General features: G+C 64.3%; 14 protein-coding genes and 1 tRNA gene. 7 read left to right on the forward strand and 8 right to left on the reverse strand.

The features are described 5' to 3' along the window. Window positions 1–207 precede the first annotated feature (207 nt). Window positions 208–1,626 (reverse strand): magnesium transporter, encoded by a 1,419-nt coding sequence (mgtE, locus tag CK230_RS02000; protein ID WP_095815512.1) that lies wholly within the window; start codon window positions 1,624–1,626, stop codon window positions 208–210. Window positions 1,627–1,985: 359 nt separating this feature from the next. Here mgtE and CK230_RS02005 point away from each other — a divergent pair, with 359 nt between their 5' ends. From CK230_RS02005 to CK230_RS02030, 6 genes are all read left to right on the forward strand, one after another. Beyond that, a complete protein-coding gene (locus tag CK230_RS02005; RefSeq protein ID WP_245429793.1) occupies window positions 1,986–2,657 on the forward strand; it encodes a response regulator transcription factor in 672 nt (223 codons plus the stop codon). Between the two features lie 134 nt (window positions 2,658–2,791). Beyond that, window positions 2,792–3,982 (forward strand): aminotransferase class V-fold PLP-dependent enzyme, encoded by a 1,191-nt coding sequence (locus CK230_RS02010; protein ID WP_095815513.1) that lies wholly within the window; start codon window positions 2,792–2,794, stop codon window positions 3,980–3,982. Window positions 3,983–3,992: 10 nt separating this feature from the next. Further along, window positions 3,993–4,952 carry a CoA ester lyase gene (locus CK230_RS02015; RefSeq protein WP_095815514.1) on the forward strand — a complete coding sequence of 320 codons (960 nt, stop codon included), beginning with the start codon at window positions 3,993–3,995 and terminating at the stop codon, window positions 4,950–4,952. Between the two features lie 21 nt (window positions 4,953–4,973). Further along, window positions 4,974–6,161, forward strand: a complete 1,188-nt coding sequence (locus CK230_RS02020) for a malate--CoA ligase subunit beta (protein WP_095815515.1) — start codon at window positions 4,974–4,976, stop codon at window positions 6,159–6,161. A 13-nt stretch (window positions 6,162–6,174) separates the two neighbouring features. Continuing rightward, a complete protein-coding gene (sucD, locus tag CK230_RS02025) occupies window positions 6,175–7,074 on the forward strand; it encodes a succinate--CoA ligase subunit alpha (RefSeq protein WP_095815516.1) in 900 nt (299 codons plus the stop codon). A gap of 135 nt (window positions 7,075–7,209) precedes the next feature. Next, window positions 7,210–9,894 carry a phosphoenolpyruvate carboxylase gene (locus CK230_RS02030; protein ID WP_095815517.1) on the forward strand — a complete coding sequence of 895 codons (2,685 nt, stop codon included), beginning with the start codon at window positions 7,210–7,212 and terminating at the stop codon, window positions 9,892–9,894. A 158-nt stretch (window positions 9,895–10,052) separates the two neighbouring features. Here the strand turns inward: CK230_RS02030 and CK230_RS02035 are convergent. Beyond that, window positions 10,053–10,137, reverse strand: a tRNA-Leu gene (locus CK230_RS02035). 236 nt (window positions 10,138–10,373) lie between these two features. Between CK230_RS02035 and lipB the strand changes: the two genes are divergently transcribed. Beyond that, window positions 10,374–11,117, forward strand: a complete 744-nt coding sequence (gene lipB / locus CK230_RS02040) for a lipoyl(octanoyl) transferase LipB (protein ID WP_095815518.1) — start codon at window positions 10,374–10,376, stop codon at window positions 11,115–11,117. Between the two features lie 6 nt (window positions 11,118–11,123). Here lipB and CK230_RS02045 read toward each other — a convergent pair whose 3' ends face one another. The 6 genes from CK230_RS02045 to mce form a co-directional block, all read right to left on the reverse strand. After that, complete coding sequence (locus CK230_RS02045; RefSeq protein ID WP_095815519.1) at window positions 11,124–12,374, reverse strand: SRPBCC family protein; 1,251 nt, start codon at window positions 12,372–12,374, stop codon at window positions 11,124–11,126. A gap of 621 nt (window positions 12,375–12,995) precedes the next feature. Further along, window positions 12,996–13,679 (reverse strand): ABC transporter ATP-binding protein, encoded by a 684-nt coding sequence (locus tag CK230_RS02055; protein ID WP_176479984.1) that lies wholly within the window; start codon window positions 13,677–13,679, stop codon window positions 12,996–12,998. Beyond that, on the reverse strand, window positions 13,676–14,962 hold the full coding sequence (locus tag CK230_RS02060) for a lipoprotein-releasing ABC transporter permease subunit (protein WP_095815522.1): 1,287 nt from the start codon (window positions 14,960–14,962) through the stop codon (window positions 13,676–13,678). Before CK230_RS02060 ends, CK230_RS02055 begins: the two co-directional genes overlap by 4 nt. Further along, complete coding sequence (proS, locus tag CK230_RS02065) at window positions 14,959–16,287, reverse strand: proline--tRNA ligase (RefSeq protein ID WP_095815523.1); 1,329 nt, start codon at window positions 16,285–16,287, stop codon at window positions 14,959–14,961. Before proS ends, CK230_RS02060 begins: the two co-directional genes overlap by 4 nt. A 574-nt stretch (window positions 16,288–16,861) precedes the next feature. Next, window positions 16,862–17,146: a DUF1467 family protein gene (locus CK230_RS02070; RefSeq protein ID WP_095815524.1), complete on the reverse strand. Its 285-nt coding sequence runs from the start codon at window positions 17,144–17,146 to the stop codon at window positions 16,862–16,864. Continuing rightward, complete coding sequence (mce, locus tag CK230_RS02075; RefSeq protein ID WP_095815525.1) at window positions 17,143–17,547, reverse strand: methylmalonyl-CoA epimerase; 405 nt, start codon at window positions 17,545–17,547, stop codon at window positions 17,143–17,145. Before mce ends, CK230_RS02070 begins: the two co-directional genes overlap by 4 nt. Window positions 17,548–17,641 lie beyond the last annotated feature (94 nt).

The raw sequence follows: 17,641 nt of genomic DNA on the forward strand, positions 1-17,641 counted from the left end.
ATCGGCACTTAACCCCAGGGCAACCTCGCACGGCATTTACGTAAAAGTCAATTGAGGTGCCTCGCTGGGGACTATCCAGATTCAGGTCAGGCCGAGACGAAAATGGTGGTTTCCGAGAACCGGAGCGGAGCGTACTTGAAGTACGTGAGCACCGGAAGCGCAGGAAACCGCCGTTTGCAGGCCGGCCTCACCTGAATATGGACAGTCCTAGGGCACGCTAAACCACCATGTCGCCAACCCCAGAAAGGCGAAGAAGCCGACGCAGTCGGTGACCGTGGTGACGAAGACGGCGGAAGCCACCGCCGGATCGATCTTAAAACGGTCGAGCACCAACGGGATCAGGATGCCGGCAAGTGCGGCGGCGAACATGTTGATGATCATCGCCGCCGCAATGATGCCGCCCAGATTGGGGTCGCGGAACCAGAAGCCAGCGACCATGCCGATCAGCACCGCGAACACCACACCATTGATGAAGCCGACGCCGAGTTCCCGGCGGATGATGCGGGCGGCGTTGTAGATGTCGAGGTCCCTGGTCGCCAGCGCGCGCACGGTCACGGTCATGGTCTGCGAGCCGGCATTGCCGCCCATGCCGGCCACGATCGGCATCAGCACGGCAAGCGCCACGATATGCTCGATCGTGCGGTCGAACAGGCCGATCACCGAGGCGGCGAGGAAAGCGGTCAACAGATTGACCAGCAGCCAGGGCACGCGCGAGCGCGAGGTGGCGAGCACGCTGTCGGACAGTTCTTCGTCGCCGACGCCGCCCATGCGCAGAAGGTCCTCTTCCGCCTCCTCCTGGATGACGTCGACCACGTCGTCGATGGTCAGCACGCCGACCAGCCGCCCGTTCTCGTCGACCACGGCGGCGGAGAGCAGATTGTATTGCTCGAACTCGCGGGCCGCCTCTTCCTGGTCCATCGTGGCCGGGATCGCGTGCAAAGTTTCATGCATGACCTCCTCGACCTTGACCGCGCGCTTGGTGCGCAGGATCTGGTCGAGGTCGATGGCGCCGAGCAGCTTGAAGCTCGGATCGATGACGAAGATCTGGCTGAAGCGATCGGGAAGGTTCTTGTCCTCGCGCATGTAGTCGATGGTCTGGCCGATCGTCCAGAACGGCGGCACGGCGACAAACTCGGTCTGCATGCGCCGGCCGGCGGTCTCTTCCGGATAGTCCAGCGCGCGCCGCAACCTGATCCGCTCGGTGAACGGCAGCTGCGACAGGATCTCGTCCTGGTCTTCCTTCTCGAGGTCCTCGAGGATGTAGACCGCGTCGTCGGAATCGAGCTCCTGCACCGCCTGCGCGATCTGCGCGTTGGGCAGGTTGTCGACGATGTCGAGTCGGATCGCCTCGTCGACCTCGGTCAGCGCGGAGAAATCGAAATCGGAGCCGAGCAACTCCACCAGCGCGCGGCGCTGTTCGGGATGCAGCGCCTCCAGCACGTCCCCGAGTTCCGACTGGTGCAGGTCGTCGACTTCGCGCTTGAGCGTGATCGTGTCGCGGTCGGCGATCGCCGCGCCGATCTGGGCAAGGAAGGCGGCGCGCACGGCGCCGTCCTCGCCATAGATGTCGGCGTGGTGCTCCTCGGCGGGCGCGGCGCCGGTCGTCTCTCGGTCCTGGACTTCCACCAGCGCCTCCCGCCAACAGGGATTCGGAAAGGGTTCAAAATCAGGTCTAGCGCATGACTCCAAGAACGGGAAACCGCATTCGGAGAAATCCCAGACCTTTGCGGCAGATAGCGCGGCAATAAGATTCGTCTTGGGAAGATGTCACGCTAGAGCCCGGAATAGCCGAAGAAATATTGCGGCGATCTTGCCACGGAGTCGGTGACTTACTCCATGTCGCGGCTGTGACAATCCCTCCAGCCGACGCGACAGCGCATGTCGCTGGGGAAAGAGCACCCCTTCCCCGTTGAGGCAGAATTGTCATGATGCACGATCCAGCAGGATCTGCGCATCCCCTAACCGATCGAGGACAAGCGCTGCCCTTGAACATCAAGTCCGCAAAGACGAACGAGGTGAATACCGAGCGGCGCGTTCGCGTGGTCGTTGCCGAACGCAATCCGCTCGTTGTCTCGGCGCTGCGTGAAATGCTGGAATGCGATGGCCGCTTCGATCTGCTCAGCGCCGTGCACAGCGGCGCGCAATTCCTGGAACTGGCCGCTGCCACGAAATTCGATGTCGGCGTCATCGGCTGGAAGCTCGCCGACATGGATGGCGCCGACGTGCTGACGGAAGTTCAAAGCCGCCAGCTTGGGGTGCGCATCACCGTTTTCTCCAACGACCACGACATCGGCATCCTGAAGCAATGCGTGCGCCTCGGCGCTCAAGGGTATTGCTTCCAGTTCGACGATCCGCCGGTGATCTTCGAGACGATCCTGGCGGTCGCGCATGGCCGCATCTGCATCCCCTATATCGACATCAACAAGGTCAACGACACGCCTTTGTCCCGGCTTACGGTGCGCGAGCGCGAGTTGCTGGCGGTGCTGTCCGACGGCTGGACCAATTTGCAGATCGCCACGCGTACCGGGATTTCCGAGAACACGGTGAAGTACCACCTGAAGAATCTCTACGATAAGCTCGACGTGCGCAACCGCGCCATGGCCGTCGCGCTCTATTCCAGCGAGAAGCGCCGCACCTCCAAATCGCCTGTCGGGTAGGCCTATCGGGTAGGCCGACCGGGTAGGACCATCCCACCCGCACGGGCCAACAACTTACCCGGCAAGGTGTTGTTGGCGAGCCTGTTCAAAACGAGAATTCCTCCACAATCCCAACGATCGGAGGAGTTTCGCGCATGGCTGGGTTCACCCATCTCTTCATCCCGGGGCCTACCAACATCCCGGAAGAGGTCCGGCAGGCCCTGAACCTGCCGATGGAGGATATGCGCGCCTCCACCTTCCCCAACCTGACGCTGCCGCTGTTCGACGACATCAGACGAGTCTTCAAGAACGAAACCGGCCGCGTCTTCATCTATCCCTCTTCCGGTACGGGCGCCTGGGAGGCGGCGATGACGAATGTGCTCAGCCCTGGCGACAAGGTGCTGATGTCGCGCTTCGGCCAGTTCTCGCATCTGTGGGTCGACATGGCCGAACGCCTCGGCTTCGAGGTCGACGTCATCGACTGCGAATGGGGCACCGGCGTTCCGCTCGAGCTCTATGCCGAGAAGCTTCGCGCCGACAAGGCCCACCGCATCAAGGCCGTATTCTGCACCCAGAACGAGACCGCGACCGGCGTCACCAGCGATGTCGCCGGCTGCCGCGCCGCCCTCGATGCGGTAAACCACCCAGCGCTGCTTTTCGTCGACGGCGTCTCCTCGATCGGCTCCATCGATTTCCGGCAGGAGGAATGGGGCGTCGACTGCGCCGTCAGCGGCTCGCAGAAGGGCTTCATGCTGCCGGCCGGTCTCGGCTTCCTGTCGGTCAGCCAGAAGGCGCTGGCAGCCTCGCGGGTCGCCACGCACCGGCACTGCTACTTCTCCTTCGAGGACATGATCCGCACCAACGACGCCGGCTATTTCCCCTACACGCCGGCGACGCAGCTGCTGCGCGGCCTGCGCGCCTCGCTCGACCTGATTGCCGAGGAAGGGCTGGAAAACATCTTCGCCCGTCACCATCGCCTCGCCGAAGGGGTGCGCAAGGCGGTCGACGCCTGGGGTTTGAAGCTTTGCGCCAAGGCGCCGCAATGGCACTCCGATACGGTGAGCGCCATCCTGGTGCCAGAAGGCATCGACAGCGCCAACGTCGTCAAGCGCGCCTACAACGCCTACCAGACGTCGCTGGGCGGCGGGCTGAACAAGGTTGCCGGCAAGGTCTTCCGCATCGGCCATCTCGGCTGGCTGAACGAAGTGATGGTGCTGGCCTCGCTGTCGGCCGCCGAAATGACGCTGCTCGATTGCGGCGTGCGGCTGGCGCCTGGCTCGGGCGTGGCGGCGGCGATCGAGCACTTCCGCCGCACGGCCGACATGCCGGTCGCCAAGGCGGCGTGAGGAGCGGACCATGAGCCACACCATCAACCACCTGAAGAAGCTCAGACTGCAGCGCAGCGAACTCGCCGTGCCCGGCTCCAGCCCGGAGATGATCGACAAGGCCGCGAACAGCGCCGCCGACTTCGTCTTCCTCGACATCGAGGACGCGGTGGCGCCGCCCGACAAGGAGCGCGCCCGCAAGAACATCATCCAGGCGCTGAACGACATCGACTGGCGCGCCAAGGGCAAGACCGTCTCGGTGCGCATCAACGGCCTCGACACCCATTACATGTACCGCGACGTCGTCGACGTCATGGAACAGGCCGGCGACAGGCTGGACACCATCCTGGTGCCGAAGGTCGGCGTGCCGGCCGACCTCTACATGGTCGAAGCCATGGTCAACCAGATCGAGATGGCCAAGGGTTTCAAGACCCGCGTCGGACTGGAAGCGCTGATCGAGACGGCGCTCGGCATGGCCAATGTCGAGGCGATCGCCGCCACGCCCGGCAGACTGGAAGCGATGCATTTCGGCGTTGCCGACTATGCCGCGAGCAACAAGGCGCGCACCGTCAACATCGGCGGGTTGAACCCCGACTATCCTGGCGACCAGTGGCATTTCGCGCTGTCGCGCATGACGGTCGCCTGCCGCGCCTATGGCCTGCGCGCCATCGACGGTCCGTTCGGCGATTTCTCCGATCCGGAAGGCTACAAGGCGGCCGCCAGGCGCGCCGCCGCGCTCGGCATCGAAGGCAAATGGGCGATCCATCCCTCGCAGATCGCGTTGGCCAACGACGTGTTCTCGCCGCCGGAAAAGGAGGTCACCCGCGCCCGCCGCATTCTCGAGGTGCTGAAGGAAGCGGAAGCGGCCGGCAAGGGTGCAGCCGCGCTCGACGGCAAGATGATCGACGCCGCGTCCGAGCGCATGGCGCGCAACGTGCTGGTGGTCAACGAGGCGATCGAGCGCGCCGGCCAGGCTCACGCCGCGCAGTAGAAAAATTACCGGGAGGACAAGATGGACATCCACGAATACCAGGCCAAGGAACTGCTTGCCCGCCACGGCGTGCATGTGCCGCGCGGCGGCCTCGCCTACAGCCCCGAGCAGGCGACGTACCGTGCCAGGGAGATCGGTGGCTCGAAATGGGTGTTGAAGGCGCAGGTCCATTCCGGCGCGCGCGGCAAGGCCGGCGGGATAAAACTCTGCTCGAATGACGAGGAGATCTCCAACGCGGCGGAAGCCATGCTCGGGCGCAAGCTGGTGACCCACCAGACCGGGCCGCGCGGCAAGCTGATCTCGCGGCTTTATCTGGAGGAAGCCGTCGATATCGCGCAGGAGCTCTATCTCGGCTTCGTGCTCGACCGTAAGGAAGAGCGCGTCATGATCGTGGCCTCGGCCGCCGGCGGGATGGAGATCGAAGATATCTCCGAGAAGAAGCCGGATTCGATCATCCGCGCCACCGTCGATCCCGGTGTCGGCATGCAGGGTTTCCAGGCGCGCGAGATCGCCTTCGGCCTCGGGCTCGAGAGCAACCTGATCGGCAAGGCGACCGAAACCATCCTCGGCTGCTACCAGGTGTTCCGCGACTACGACGCCTCCATGCTGGAGATCAATCCGCTGGTGGTGACGCGTGACGGCAGCCTGGTCGCGCTCGACGCGAAAATGTCGTTCGACGAGAACGCGCTGTTCCGCCGCCCGGAAATCTCCGAGCTGCGCGACAAGAGCCAGGAAGACCCGCGCGAGACTTTTGCCAGCGACCGCGGCCTCTCCTATGTCGGCCTGGACGGCAATATCGGCTGCATCATTAACGGCGCCGGTCTGGCCATGGCAACGATGGACATGATCAAGATCGCCGGCGGCGAGCCGGCCAACTTCCTCGACATCGGCGGCGGCGCCTCGCCCGAGCGCGTGGCAAAATCCTTCCGCGCGGTTCTCGGCGACAAGAATGTCGAGACGATCCTCGTCAACATCTTCGCCGGCATCAACCGCTGCGACTGGGTGGCCGAAGGCGTCATCAAGGCGATCCGCGAGGTTGGCGTCGACGTGCCGCTGGTAGTCCGCCTGTCCGGCACCAAGGTGGAGGAAGGTCGCAAGATCCTGGCCGATTCCGGCGAGGCGGTGATCGTTGCCGACACGCTGGCCGAAGCCGCCGAAAAGGCCGTCGCCGCCTGGCGCGAAGCCACCAAGAACAAGAAAGCAGCCTGAGGGAGGTCGAGAAATGGCAATCCTGCTCAACCGCAGCACGCGCGTGATCGTGCAAGGCTTCACCGGCAAGATCGGCAGCTTCCATGCCGAAGATATGAAGCGCTACGGCACCAAGCTGGTAGGCGGCGTCACCCCCGGCAAGGGCGGCCAGACGCATCTCGGCCTGCCGGTCTTCAACACTGTCAAGGGCGCGGTGCGCGAGACCCGCGCCGAGGCGAGCATCGTCTTCGTGCCGCCGCCCTTCGCCGCCGATTCGATCATGGAGGCGGCGGATGCCGGCATCAAGCTGTGCGTCTGCATCACCGACGGCATCCCTTCGCAGGACATGATGCAGGTGAAGCGCTACATGCGCCGCTACCGCTTCGAGGACCGCATGCGCCTGGTCGGGCCGAACTGCGCCGGCGTCATCACGCCTGGACAGGCGCTGATGGGCATCATGCCGGGCAGCATCTATCTGCCGGGACGCGTCGGCATTGTTGGCCGGTCCGGCACGCTGGGCTATGAGGCCGCCTCGCAGATGAAGGCGCTGGGCATCGGTGTGTCGACCAGCGTCGGCATCGGCGGCGACCCGATCAACGGCTCGTCCTTCAAGGACATCCTGCAGCTCTTCGAGCGCGACGACGACACCGACGCCGTGGTGATGATCGGCGAGATCGGCGGCCCGCAGGAGGCCGAAGCCGCGATCTGGGCGCGCGACAACATGCGCAAGCCGCTCATTGCCTACATCGCCGGGCTTTCGGCGCCGAAAGGCCGCCGCATGGGCCACGCCGGCGCCATCATATCCGCCTTCGGCGAGTCGGCTCAGGAAAAGGTCGAGATCCTCAAGGAAGCCGGCGTCGTCATCGTGCCGACTCCCGCCTCCTTCGGCGAAGTGGTGGCGGATACGCTGGCGCGAACGAAGAAGGCGGCGTGACAGTCGGCCAGGCGAAAGTCGCGGAAAGCGGCATGTGAAGCCGGCCGGCGATCTTCGCGATCGCCGGCACCCGAGCGGCTCGCCTTGCGGCAATTCGAGGCAAGCTGCGCAGCAATTTCTATCCGGACAGCGGCTTTGGAACAGAGCAAACGCATAAAATTTCGCGAGGACGAGCGCAGCCTGCTGTTGCGCCTGCTGCTCCAGGTCGCAAGCGCGCGCGAGCCCGAGATCGCCGCGGTCCTGAGCGGACGCAGGTCGCTTGTCTCCCTCGCCCCGGAACAGCGCATCCCGGCGCTTCAGGCGAGCGGCGTCTGGTTCCAGTTGCTGACGATTGCCGATGAACTGATGGCCATGCGGGCGCGGCGCGAACTCGAACAGGGCGCGGGCGTCAACGACGTGCCCGGGTCGTTCGCCAGCGTCATCGCTGAGATGGCGGTCAACGGCCACTCGGCGGCGGAAGCCCAGGCGGCGCTCGACCAGCTTTGCATCGGCCCGACCATGACCGCGCATCCGACCGAAGCCAAGCGCGTCACCGTGCTGGAGATCCATCGCCGCATCTATCGCAAGCTGACCGAGCTCGACCAGCCGCGCTGGGCGCCGCGCGAACGCGACCTCCTGGTCGCCGACCTGGAAAGCGAGATCGAGCTTCTATGGATGACCGGCGAGTTGCGGCTGGAGCGCCCGACGGTCGAGCGCGAGATCGCCTGGGGCCTGCATTTCTTCCGCGAAGTCATCTTCGAGGCAACGCCGCAGCTCTATGGCAAGCTTCAGGACGCCTTCGAACGCCACTATCCGGGCGAGCCGATCAGGATTCCCTCCTTGATGCGCTATGCCTCGTGGATCGGCGGCGACCGCGACGGCAACCCGAATGTGACGGCCGAAGTCACCGCTCACGCCATGGCCGAATACCGCGACACCGCCATCGGCTGGTACCTGGCGCAGGTGCAGCGGCTGGTGTCGGTGCTCAGCGCCAGCTCGAACATCATCGAGCTGCCGGCGAGCTTCAAGCCGGTGCTGCAAACCGCGCTTGAGAAGAGCGGCGATGCGCAAGAGATCGCCGCGCGCAACCCCGACGAACCGCTGCGCCAATTCGCTTCGGCCCTGTTTGCCCGGCTGGTCGCCACGCGCGACGGCAGCAAGGCGGCCTACCTCTCGGCGGATGCGTTTCGCGCCGATCTGAGCGCCCTGTGCTCGGTTCTCGAAGGGATCGGCGGACGCGCCGTGGCCAGGCGCTTCGTCCAGCCACTGCTTTGGCAGGTCGGAAGTTTTGGTTTTCGCACCGTCTCGCTCGACATCCGGCAGAACTCCACGGTCGTCAACCGGGTGCTGGCCGAGGTGTTTGCGCTGACGGATCCGGCCGATCCCGTCGTCCCTGGCACGCCGCAATGGTCGGCGCGCATTCGCGCTGCGCTCACCCAAGGTGAGCGGCTGCAGATCGATGAAGGACGGCTCTCGCCGGAAGCAGCCGAACTGCTTTCGACATTCTCGGTTATCGCCAGGCAAATCTCGGGCTCTGATGCCAACGCGATCGGCTCCTTCGTGCTCAGCATGACCCGCTCGGCCGACGATCTGCTCGCGGTCTACCTGCTGGCGCAATATTGCGGCCTATCGACCGCGCCCGGCAGTGGCGGCACGATCAGGCTGCGGATCGTGCCGTTGTTCGAGACCATCGCCGACCTGCAGGCCGCCCCTGCCATCCTGAGCGGACTGCTCGGCGTTTCGCTGGTGCGGCGCACGGTGCGCGATTTCGGCGCGCGCCAGGAAATCATGCTTGGCTATTCCGATTCCAACAAGGACGGCGGCTTCCTCGCTTCCAATTGGGAACTGGCAAAGGCGCAAAAGCGCCTCGCCGCCATCGGCCGCAAGCACAGCATCAGGATCAGCTTCTTTCACGGTCGCGGCGGCTCCGTCAGCCGTGGCGGGGCGCCGACCGGCCGCGCGATCGCGGCGCAGCCGCAGGGCACTGTCGCCGGAACCATGCGGGTGACCGAGCAGGGCGAGGTCGTGTCGTCGAAATTCGCCAATCGCGGCACCGGCCTCAATCAGCTCGAGGTTCTCGCCGCCGCGGTGCTGGCGCACGGTGTCCGATCGACCGGCGATACTGGGACAAAGGAATCGCCGGAGTTCGACGAAGCGCTGGAAGCGCTGGCCGGCATGTCGCAGGCATCCTATGCCGGGTTGATGGCCGAGCCCGGCTTCCTCGATTATTTCAACCAGGCGAGCCCGGTCGCCGAACTGGCGCTCTTGAAGATGGGCTCCCGGCCGGACCGTCGTTTCGGCGCCAGCGGCATTGCCGACTTGCGCGCCATTCCGTGGGTGTTCGCCTGGAGCCAGAACCGTCACCTGCTGACCGGCTGGTACGGCATCGGCAGTGCGCTCAGCGCCTTCGTCACGGTGCGCGGCGAGGCCGGACGCGAGCTTCTCGCCCGCATGTTCGAGCATTCGCGCTTCTTCCGCCTGATCGTCGACGAGGCCGAAAAGACGCTTTACCAGTCGGACATGGAGATCGCCGGGCTCTATGCCGGCCTGGTGTCTGACAGCGACGCTGCCAGCCGAATCCATGCCCGCATCGCCGCCGAATATGAGCTGACGCGACGCCTGATCGGCGACCTCACCGGAGGTGACCTTTCCGCGCGCTTCCCGATGTTCAAGCGGCGTTTCGACAATCTGCGCCGGCAGATGGACGACATCCACCGCCTGCAGGTCGACCTGCTGGGTGAGGTTCGGGCAAGCAGCGGCCCGGCGGATCGGAAGCGGGCGACCGACGCCTTGCTTGTATCGATCAACTGCATCTCGGCTGGACTGGGCTGGACGGGCTAGGGCTCGGCGCTTTTGATCAGTAACCGACTGGAAAACTTAAAGCAGCGGCGCAGTCCTCAGGACTTGGCGCCGCTTCTGTTTTGGCCCGCAGGACACAGACGACGCGCCGACCGCCCGCTCGCGTGCGAGGTCATCCAAGTAACGTCTTTGGAGGAAAATGGTGCGGTCGAGAAGACTCGAACTTCCACGGGTTGCCCCACAGCGACCTCAACGCTGCGCGTCTACCAATTCCGCCACGACCGCACGTGGTAGGAGCCGGAACCGTCCGGCCCGGGGCCTGTAGCAAATCGTTTCCGGCGAAACAAGTGCGCCATGCGGAATAATCGTCGCTGATTTGCACAACCCTTTGCGGAGCTGGTATCGCACTACCGGAACTGGACGTTTCGGCTGATTGCCGCCATATAAGCGCCAATGCATGCCGCCCAAAAGTGCAACGCGGTTTTTTGGGATTGCGGCATGCATATCGAGATCGAACATCCATGACAGAACGCAGCCAGTTCGCCACGTCGTTCCTGCCTCTTCCCGGTTCGGCGCCGGTCGAATGGGTGATCGAGCCCGGATTGACCGCCTATCCGGATGCGCTTGCCTTCATGGAGGCGCGCGCAGAGGCGATCCGCAGCGGTGCTGCCGGCGAGATGGTCTGGCTGGTCGAGCACCCGCCGCTCTACACCGCCGGAACCAGCGCCCGCAGCGAAGACCTGATCGATCCCGACCGCTTCCCGGTCTTTGCCGCGGGCCGCGGCGGCGAATACACCTATCACGGTCCGGGACAGCGCGTTGCCTATGTCATGCTCGACCTCAAGCGCCGGCGCGAGGATGTGCGCGCCTTCGTCGCGGCACTGGAGCAATGGATCATCGCCACGCTCGCCGCCTTCAATGTGCGCGGCGAGCGGCGCGAGGACCGCGTCGGCGTCTGGGTGGTGCGGCCGGACCGCCCTGCCCTGCCGGACGGCTTAGCCGCCGAGGACAAGATCGCGGCGATAGGCATCCGGCTGCGCCGCTGGGTGAGCTTTCACGGCATCGCCATCAATGTAGAGCCGGACCTCAGCCATTTCGACGGCATCGTGCCTTGCGGCGTCTCGGACCATGGCGTGACCAGCCTGGTCGATCTCGGGCTGCCGGTCACCATGGCCGATCTCGACCTGGCGCTGAAATCAGCCTTTGGGGAGGTGTTTGGTCCCGCAGCCGCACCTGCTGCCGACTTTGCCCGCCAGGCAGGCTAAGCCGCGCTACATCAGCTGGGCTGACGCCCACAGCATACCGTAGCCATGGATGGCAAAGACGGCGAGCAGCGCGCCGGCCATGGCTAGCCGGTCGAAGGTCTTGATAGGCTTCAACTCGTGGCGCGGCTTGACGCCGCTGCCCATGGTGATGAGGCTGAGGATCGAGAACACCGCGCCGGCGATCAACAGGAAGCTCGGCGAGAAACCGGCCCGCCAGCCGAGCGCGAGAAGCGCCGACAAGAGCAGGAAGGACGCCAGCGCGAGCGCTGCCGGGCCGGGGCAGATCTGGCGCAGCACCTGACCGCCGTCGAATTTCCACACCGGCACCAGATTGGCGATGTTGAACAGCGACGCGCAGCCAGCAAGCGTGGCCAAAAGCGCCGCGGCCAGGCGATGTCCTTCGCTGACGGCGAGGCCGCTGGCGGCGATCAGCACCGGCACCAGGAAAGCCGAGAAGCCGGCGCCCATCAGCGCCACGAAGGCCACCTCGAAGCGGCTGTCATAAGGCCTGCCGCCGATGGCAATGCCGCCAAGCAGCGGTATGAAGATCATCCGCGCCCGGCGATGCCCCGTCAGCCGAAAGGCGGCCATATGGCCAAGCTCGTGCAGGGCGACCACCGAGGTCAGGATCGCGGCCAGGGCCAGGCCGCCGATATTGAGGCCGAAGAAGGGCCACAGGATCAGCGCCGAGAGCACGGCGAAGCCGATTTGGCTCAGCGGATGCTCGAACCAGCCGCCCTTGCGATAGGTGCCGGTTGCCGCCCAGACATCGAGCTTGGTGAGCTCGCGGCGCATGGCGAAGAAGCGGAAGACCAGGAAGGCGACGCCGCGATAGCGGTCGGTCTGGGTCAGCGTGACCCGCGTGGCATCGCCCTCTGGTACAAGCGCGACGGTCTCGCGATAGTTCGCCCAGAACGACGGATCGAGCGCCGTATCCTCGATGACGGTCATCGAGAAGCGGGTGCCCTCGCAGACGTCCTCGAACCGCGCCTTGCGTTCGATCGGCCGGCCGTCCCGGCCATCCCAGGACAATCTGATCAGCGCCGTCCCCTCTTGGTCGAGCGGCTCGGCGGAAAGGATTTCGCCGGACCAGCCGGCATCTCTGCCGAACGGCCACAGCGCCTGCCAGAGGCGATTGCGGTCGGCCTTGATGACGCGGCTGACCGTCACCGTGCGCAGCCCGAGCGGCACGGTCATCAAAAGAAAGATCAGTCCGAGATTGCAGGCCACGAGGGTGACCGTGACGATGACCGACACTGAAGCCGCTCCCTAACTTAAGGGAGGAGCCTAACGGTGCGTGGCCAAGAAAGACTTAACAATAATGGGCGGTCCCTTGCCCGTCCCAGTGGCCTCTTGCCCATCCCAGCAGGCCTTTGCCGGTCTCAAACGGGCGGGGTCTTGCTCGGCCCGCAAAGGGCGGGCCCTTGCCCGCCCGAAACAGCGACGGCGAAGCCGCCTGATCACATGGCGCCGATCCAGATCGCCATGGAAACGAGAAAGGTGCTCATGCAAACCAGCGAGACGACATCCTGAACCAGATCAGACATAACTCTCTCCGTTGTTAGTATGTTCGTAATTTGTTCTAATTTTGTTCGAATGTCAACGACCGCCAATGGCCCGCCGGAGCGAATCCGGGCGGCCCGTTCGGGCACGGTTAAGGAAAGGTTAGCGGGCGCGGACATACAGCTGCCAAATACCTGCAGCGGCTAGGCAAATTATCGTTGGCGCAGCGGCCAGGGTGTGCCGAGATTCAGGTCAGGCCGAGTCGAAAACGCAGGTTTTCGAGAACCGGAGCGGAGCGTACTTCAGGTACGTGAGCACCGGAAGCGCAGGAAACCTGCGTTTGCAGGCCGGCCTCACCTGAATACCGGCACAGCCTCAGAGAGGCACGACCTTGCCCTCGGCCAGCGTCACCCGCCGGTCCATGCGCGAGGCCAGCTCGTGGTTGTGCGTGACGATCAGCGCCGCCAGCCCCGATTGCCGGACCAGCGCCTCCAGCGCGTCGAACACATAGGAGGCGGTCGTCGGATCGAGATTGCCGGTCGGCTCGTCGGCCAGGAGCACCAGCGGCGCATTGGCGACCGCGCGGGCGATGGCGACACGCTGCTGCTCGCCGCCGGAAAGCTCGGCCGGCCGGTGCTGCGCGCGCTTGCCGATCTGCATGTAGTCGAGAAGCTGTGCCGCCCGCTCCGACGCCTCCTTGGGAGACAGTCCCTTGATCAGCTGCGGCATCATGATGTTCTCGAGCGCGGAGAATTCCGGCAGCAGATGATGGAATTGGTAGACGAAGCCGATATCGTTGCGCCGGATCGCGGTTCGCTCTTCGTCGGAGAGCCGGCCACAGGCGCGCCCGCCAAGGATCACGTCGCCCGCGTCCGGGCGTTCCAGCAGTCCCGCCGTATGCAGCAAGGTCGACTTGCCGGAACCCGATGGCGCCACCAGCGCCACCATCTCACCGCGCCTGAGCGAAAAATCGGCGCCGTTCAGAATGGTGAGCTTGCGCGGCCCCTGGACATAATGCCGCTCGACGCCCTTCAACTCGATAATGGCCTCGGCCATCACTCGTACCTCAAGGCTTCGACCGGATCGAGCCGGGCGGCCCGCCAGGCCGGAAACACCGTCGCAATGAAGGACAGGCCCAGCGCCATGATGACGACATAGGTCGTCTCGCGCGGGTCCATCTTCGCCGGCAGCTGGCTGAGGAAATAGAGCTCCGGGTTGAACAGGATCCGGCCGGTCATCCAGGAGAAGAACTGGCGGATCGATTCGATGTTGATGCAGATGACTACGCCGAGCAGCACGCCGGCGATCGTGCCGGTGACGCCGATCGCCGCCCCGGTCATCAGAAAGATGCGCAGGATCGCGCCGCGCGAGGCGCCCATCGTGCGCAGGATGGCGATGTCGTGCCCTTTGTCCTTCACCAGCATGATGAGGCCGGAAATGATGTTGAGCGCCGCCACCAGCACGATCAGCGTGAGGATCATGAACATGACGTTGCGCTCGACCTGCAACGCCGAGAAGAAGGTCTCGTTGCGCTGGCGCCAGTCGACGAGGTCGACCGGCCGCTGCGCCGCCTGCTCGACCAGCGGCTTCAGCGCATCGACATTATCCGGATTGTCGACATAGATCTCGATGGTCTGCGCGCGCCCGTCCATGTTGAAATAGAGCTGCGCTTCCGAGAACGGCATGTAGACGATCGAGCTGTCATATTCCGACATGCCGACCTCGAAGATCGCCGCCACCTTGTAGCCCTTCATGCGCGGTGTGGTGCCGAGCGGCGTCACGTCGCCGTCCGGTGAGATCAGCGTGATGGTGTCGCCGAGCACCAGCCCGAGGCTTTCCGCCATGCGCTTGCCGATCGCCACGCCCTCACCGGTGTCGAAACCGTCGAGCGTGCCCTGCTTGATGTTGCTGGAAACGATCGAAATCTTGCTGAGGTCTTCGCCGCGGATGCCGCGCACCAGGGCGCCCGTGCCGCCGCCGACATTGCCTTGCGCCAGCACCTGGCCATCGATCAGCGGAATGGCGTATTTGACACCCGACACACCGTTGATGCGGCTCGCTACCTCAGCGTAATCCTCCAGCGGCGAATCGAGCGGCTGCACGATGAGATGGCCGTTGACGCCGAGGATCCGCGTCAGCAGCTCGGCGCGAAAACCGTTCATCACCGCCATGACGACGATCAGCGTCGCGACGCCGAGCATGATGCCGAGGAAGGAGATCGAGGCGATGACGGAGATCACCGTTTCCTTGCGCCGCGAGCGCAGATAGCGCCAAGCCACCATGCGCTCGAACCCGGAAAAGGCGCCCGCCCCTGACCTGGCCGCTGTCGCCGCCTCGCTCATGCGGCGATACCCAGGCGCTTCTTGGCCTCGGCGATCGGCAGCGTCTCGCGCTCGCCCGACTTGCGGTTCTTGATCTCGACCTCGCCCGCCGCCACGCCGCGCGGACCGACGATCACCTGCCACGGCAGTCCGATCAGGTCGGCGGTGGCGAACTTGCCGCCCGGCCGCTGGTCGGTATCGTCATAGAGCACGTCCTTGCCGGCCGAAGTCAGCGCCCCATAGAGATCGTCGCAGACGCGGTCGCATTCGCCGTCGCCGACCTTCATGTTGATCAGGCCGATGTCGAAGGGCGCCACCGCTTCCGGCCAGATGATGCCGTTCTCGTCATGGCTCGCCTCGATGATCGCCGCGACCAGCCGCGACGGACCGATGCCGTAGGAGCCGCCCGAGGCGTAATGGTCCTTACCGTCGGGCCCGGTCACCTTGGCGTTCATCGGCTTGGAATACTTCTCGCCGAAATGGAAGATGTGGCCGACCTCGATGCCGCGCGCCGAGAGCCGGTCGCCTTCGGCGACTTTCTCCCAGGCTGCCTCGTCATGCATTTCGTCGGTGGCCGCGTAAGGCGTCGTCCATTTCTGCACGATGCCGCCGATCTCGGCATCGTCGGCGAAGTTGGTGTTCGCGCCCGGCACGTCTAGCGAGAGATAGGCGCGGTCGCAGAACACCTGGCTCTCGCCGGTCTCGGCCAGGATGATGAACTCGTGGCTGAGGTCGCCGCCGATCGGGCCGGTGTCGGCGCGCATCGGGATGGCCTGCAGGCCCATGCGTGTGAAGGTTCTGAGATAGGAGACGAACATGCGGTTGTAGGCGGCCTTGGCGCCCTCGAAATCGAGGTCGAAGGAATAAGCGTCCTTCATCAGGAACTCTCTGCTGCGCATGACGCCGAAGCGCGGCCGCACCTCGTCGCGGAACTTCCACTGGATGTGGTAGAGATTGAGCGGCAGGTCCTTGTAGGACTTGACGTAGGCGCGAAAGATCTCGGTGACCATCTCTTCGTTGGTCGGACCGTAGAGCATGTCGCGGTCCTGACGATCCTTGATGCGCAGCATCTCCTTGCCGTAGTCGTTGTAGCGGCCGCTTTCCCGCCACAGATCCGCCGACTGGATGGTCGGCATCAGGATTTCCAGCGCGCCGGCGCGGTTCTGCTCCTCGCGGATGATCTGGCAAACCTTGTCCAGCACGCGCTTGCCCAATGGCAGCCACGAAAAGCTGCCCTGTCCCTGCTGGCGGATCATGCCGGCGCGCAGCATCAGCCGGTGCGAGACGATTTCGGCCTCGCGGGGATTTTCTTTGAGAATGGGCAGGAAATAGCGCGACAAACGCATGGACTGGTCCGTGAATGAAGATGGCGGCGCGGGAATCGGCGCGCCTTAGGCTGCTTGCCCGGGCTTCATAGCCATTTCATGGCCGAATTGAAACCCGAGTGCCTCAAAGTGTCGGGCCTTCTGCGCCCTACCAAAAAAGGGATTTTTGGCGGTAAAGTGCCTCAAATGGCTATTTGATCGATTCACAAGCAAGCCCTGCCGCACTATTGTGCAGTGCAGCACGATATTGCCCGTTTCCGGGCAAAATTCTTCGTGACATTTTCACCTGCCTTGGTCTAGTGTGCGCCGATAACCGAGAGGGCGGAGAAAAATCTGCTCTCCTACGCGGTCAAAGTCTTGGGAGGATGCGATCTAGGCGCGGTAACTCGCTGCCGCCGGACACCGGAAACGGATCGGACGCGTTTAAATTGCAAGGCCTCGTGCCTTGCATTTTTTTTGTGCAATCATCTGCTTAGCACAGCCAGCTGCCAGATAGCGTCAGCCACGGATAATCACCAAAATCGGAAGCCGGCTTCCGATTTCAACCTTCGCGCGCGTATGCTGCTCAATACTTGCGGAGACTGTGTCTTCAGCGTCAGTGATGGGTATTCGGACTAAAGTCCGGCATGATCCGCATGATGTCGTCGAAGCTGAACCCCAGCCCCATCGTCAGGCCGTAGAAAGTGCCCATCACGACCACCGTCACGAGCGTCGCGCGCAGGAAGGCGCGCAGCATATGCGGCCCGCGCGGCGCGCTGGAAACCGTGCCAAGCGTGACATCCTTGTCGTCGTCCTGCGTGCGCAGGCTGAACGGCAGAACGATGAACAGCGCCAGCCACCAGGTGACGAAGAAAAGCGCGACGAGCAGCACCCAGTTCATGCCTGCTCCAGTTCGACGAGCGTGCCGAAGAAATCCTTGGGATGCAGGAACAGCACCGGCTTGCCATGCGCGCCGGTCTTCGGGTTGCCGTCGCCCAGCACGCGCGCGCCGCTCGCCTTCAGATGATCGCGGGCAGCCAGGATATCGTCGACCTCGTAGCAGACATGATGCATGCCGCCTGAAGGATTCTTCTCCAGGAAAGCCGCGATCGGCGAAGCTTCACCCAGCGGCTCCAGCAGCTCGATCTTGGTGTTGCCGACATCGACGAACACCACCGTCACGCCATGCTCCGGCAGCGCCTGCGGCGCGCTCAATCGCGCGCCCAGCGTATCGCGATAGGCGGCTGTCGCCGCGGCGAGATCCGGCACGGCAAGGGCGACATGGTTCAGGCGTCCAAGCATAATGGGCTCCAAAGTGCAGTGAGTAGTGAGTAGTCAGTAGTGAATGGTGAATGGTGAATGGTTGCCTGGCGCACCGAACAGCGGATTTCACTAC

Origin of the sequence: Mesorhizobium sp. WSM3859 (assembly GCF_002295065.1) — a bacterium.
In the GTDB taxonomy this organism is placed as follows: domain Bacteria; phylum Pseudomonadota; class Alphaproteobacteria; order Rhizobiales; family Rhizobiaceae; genus Mesorhizobium.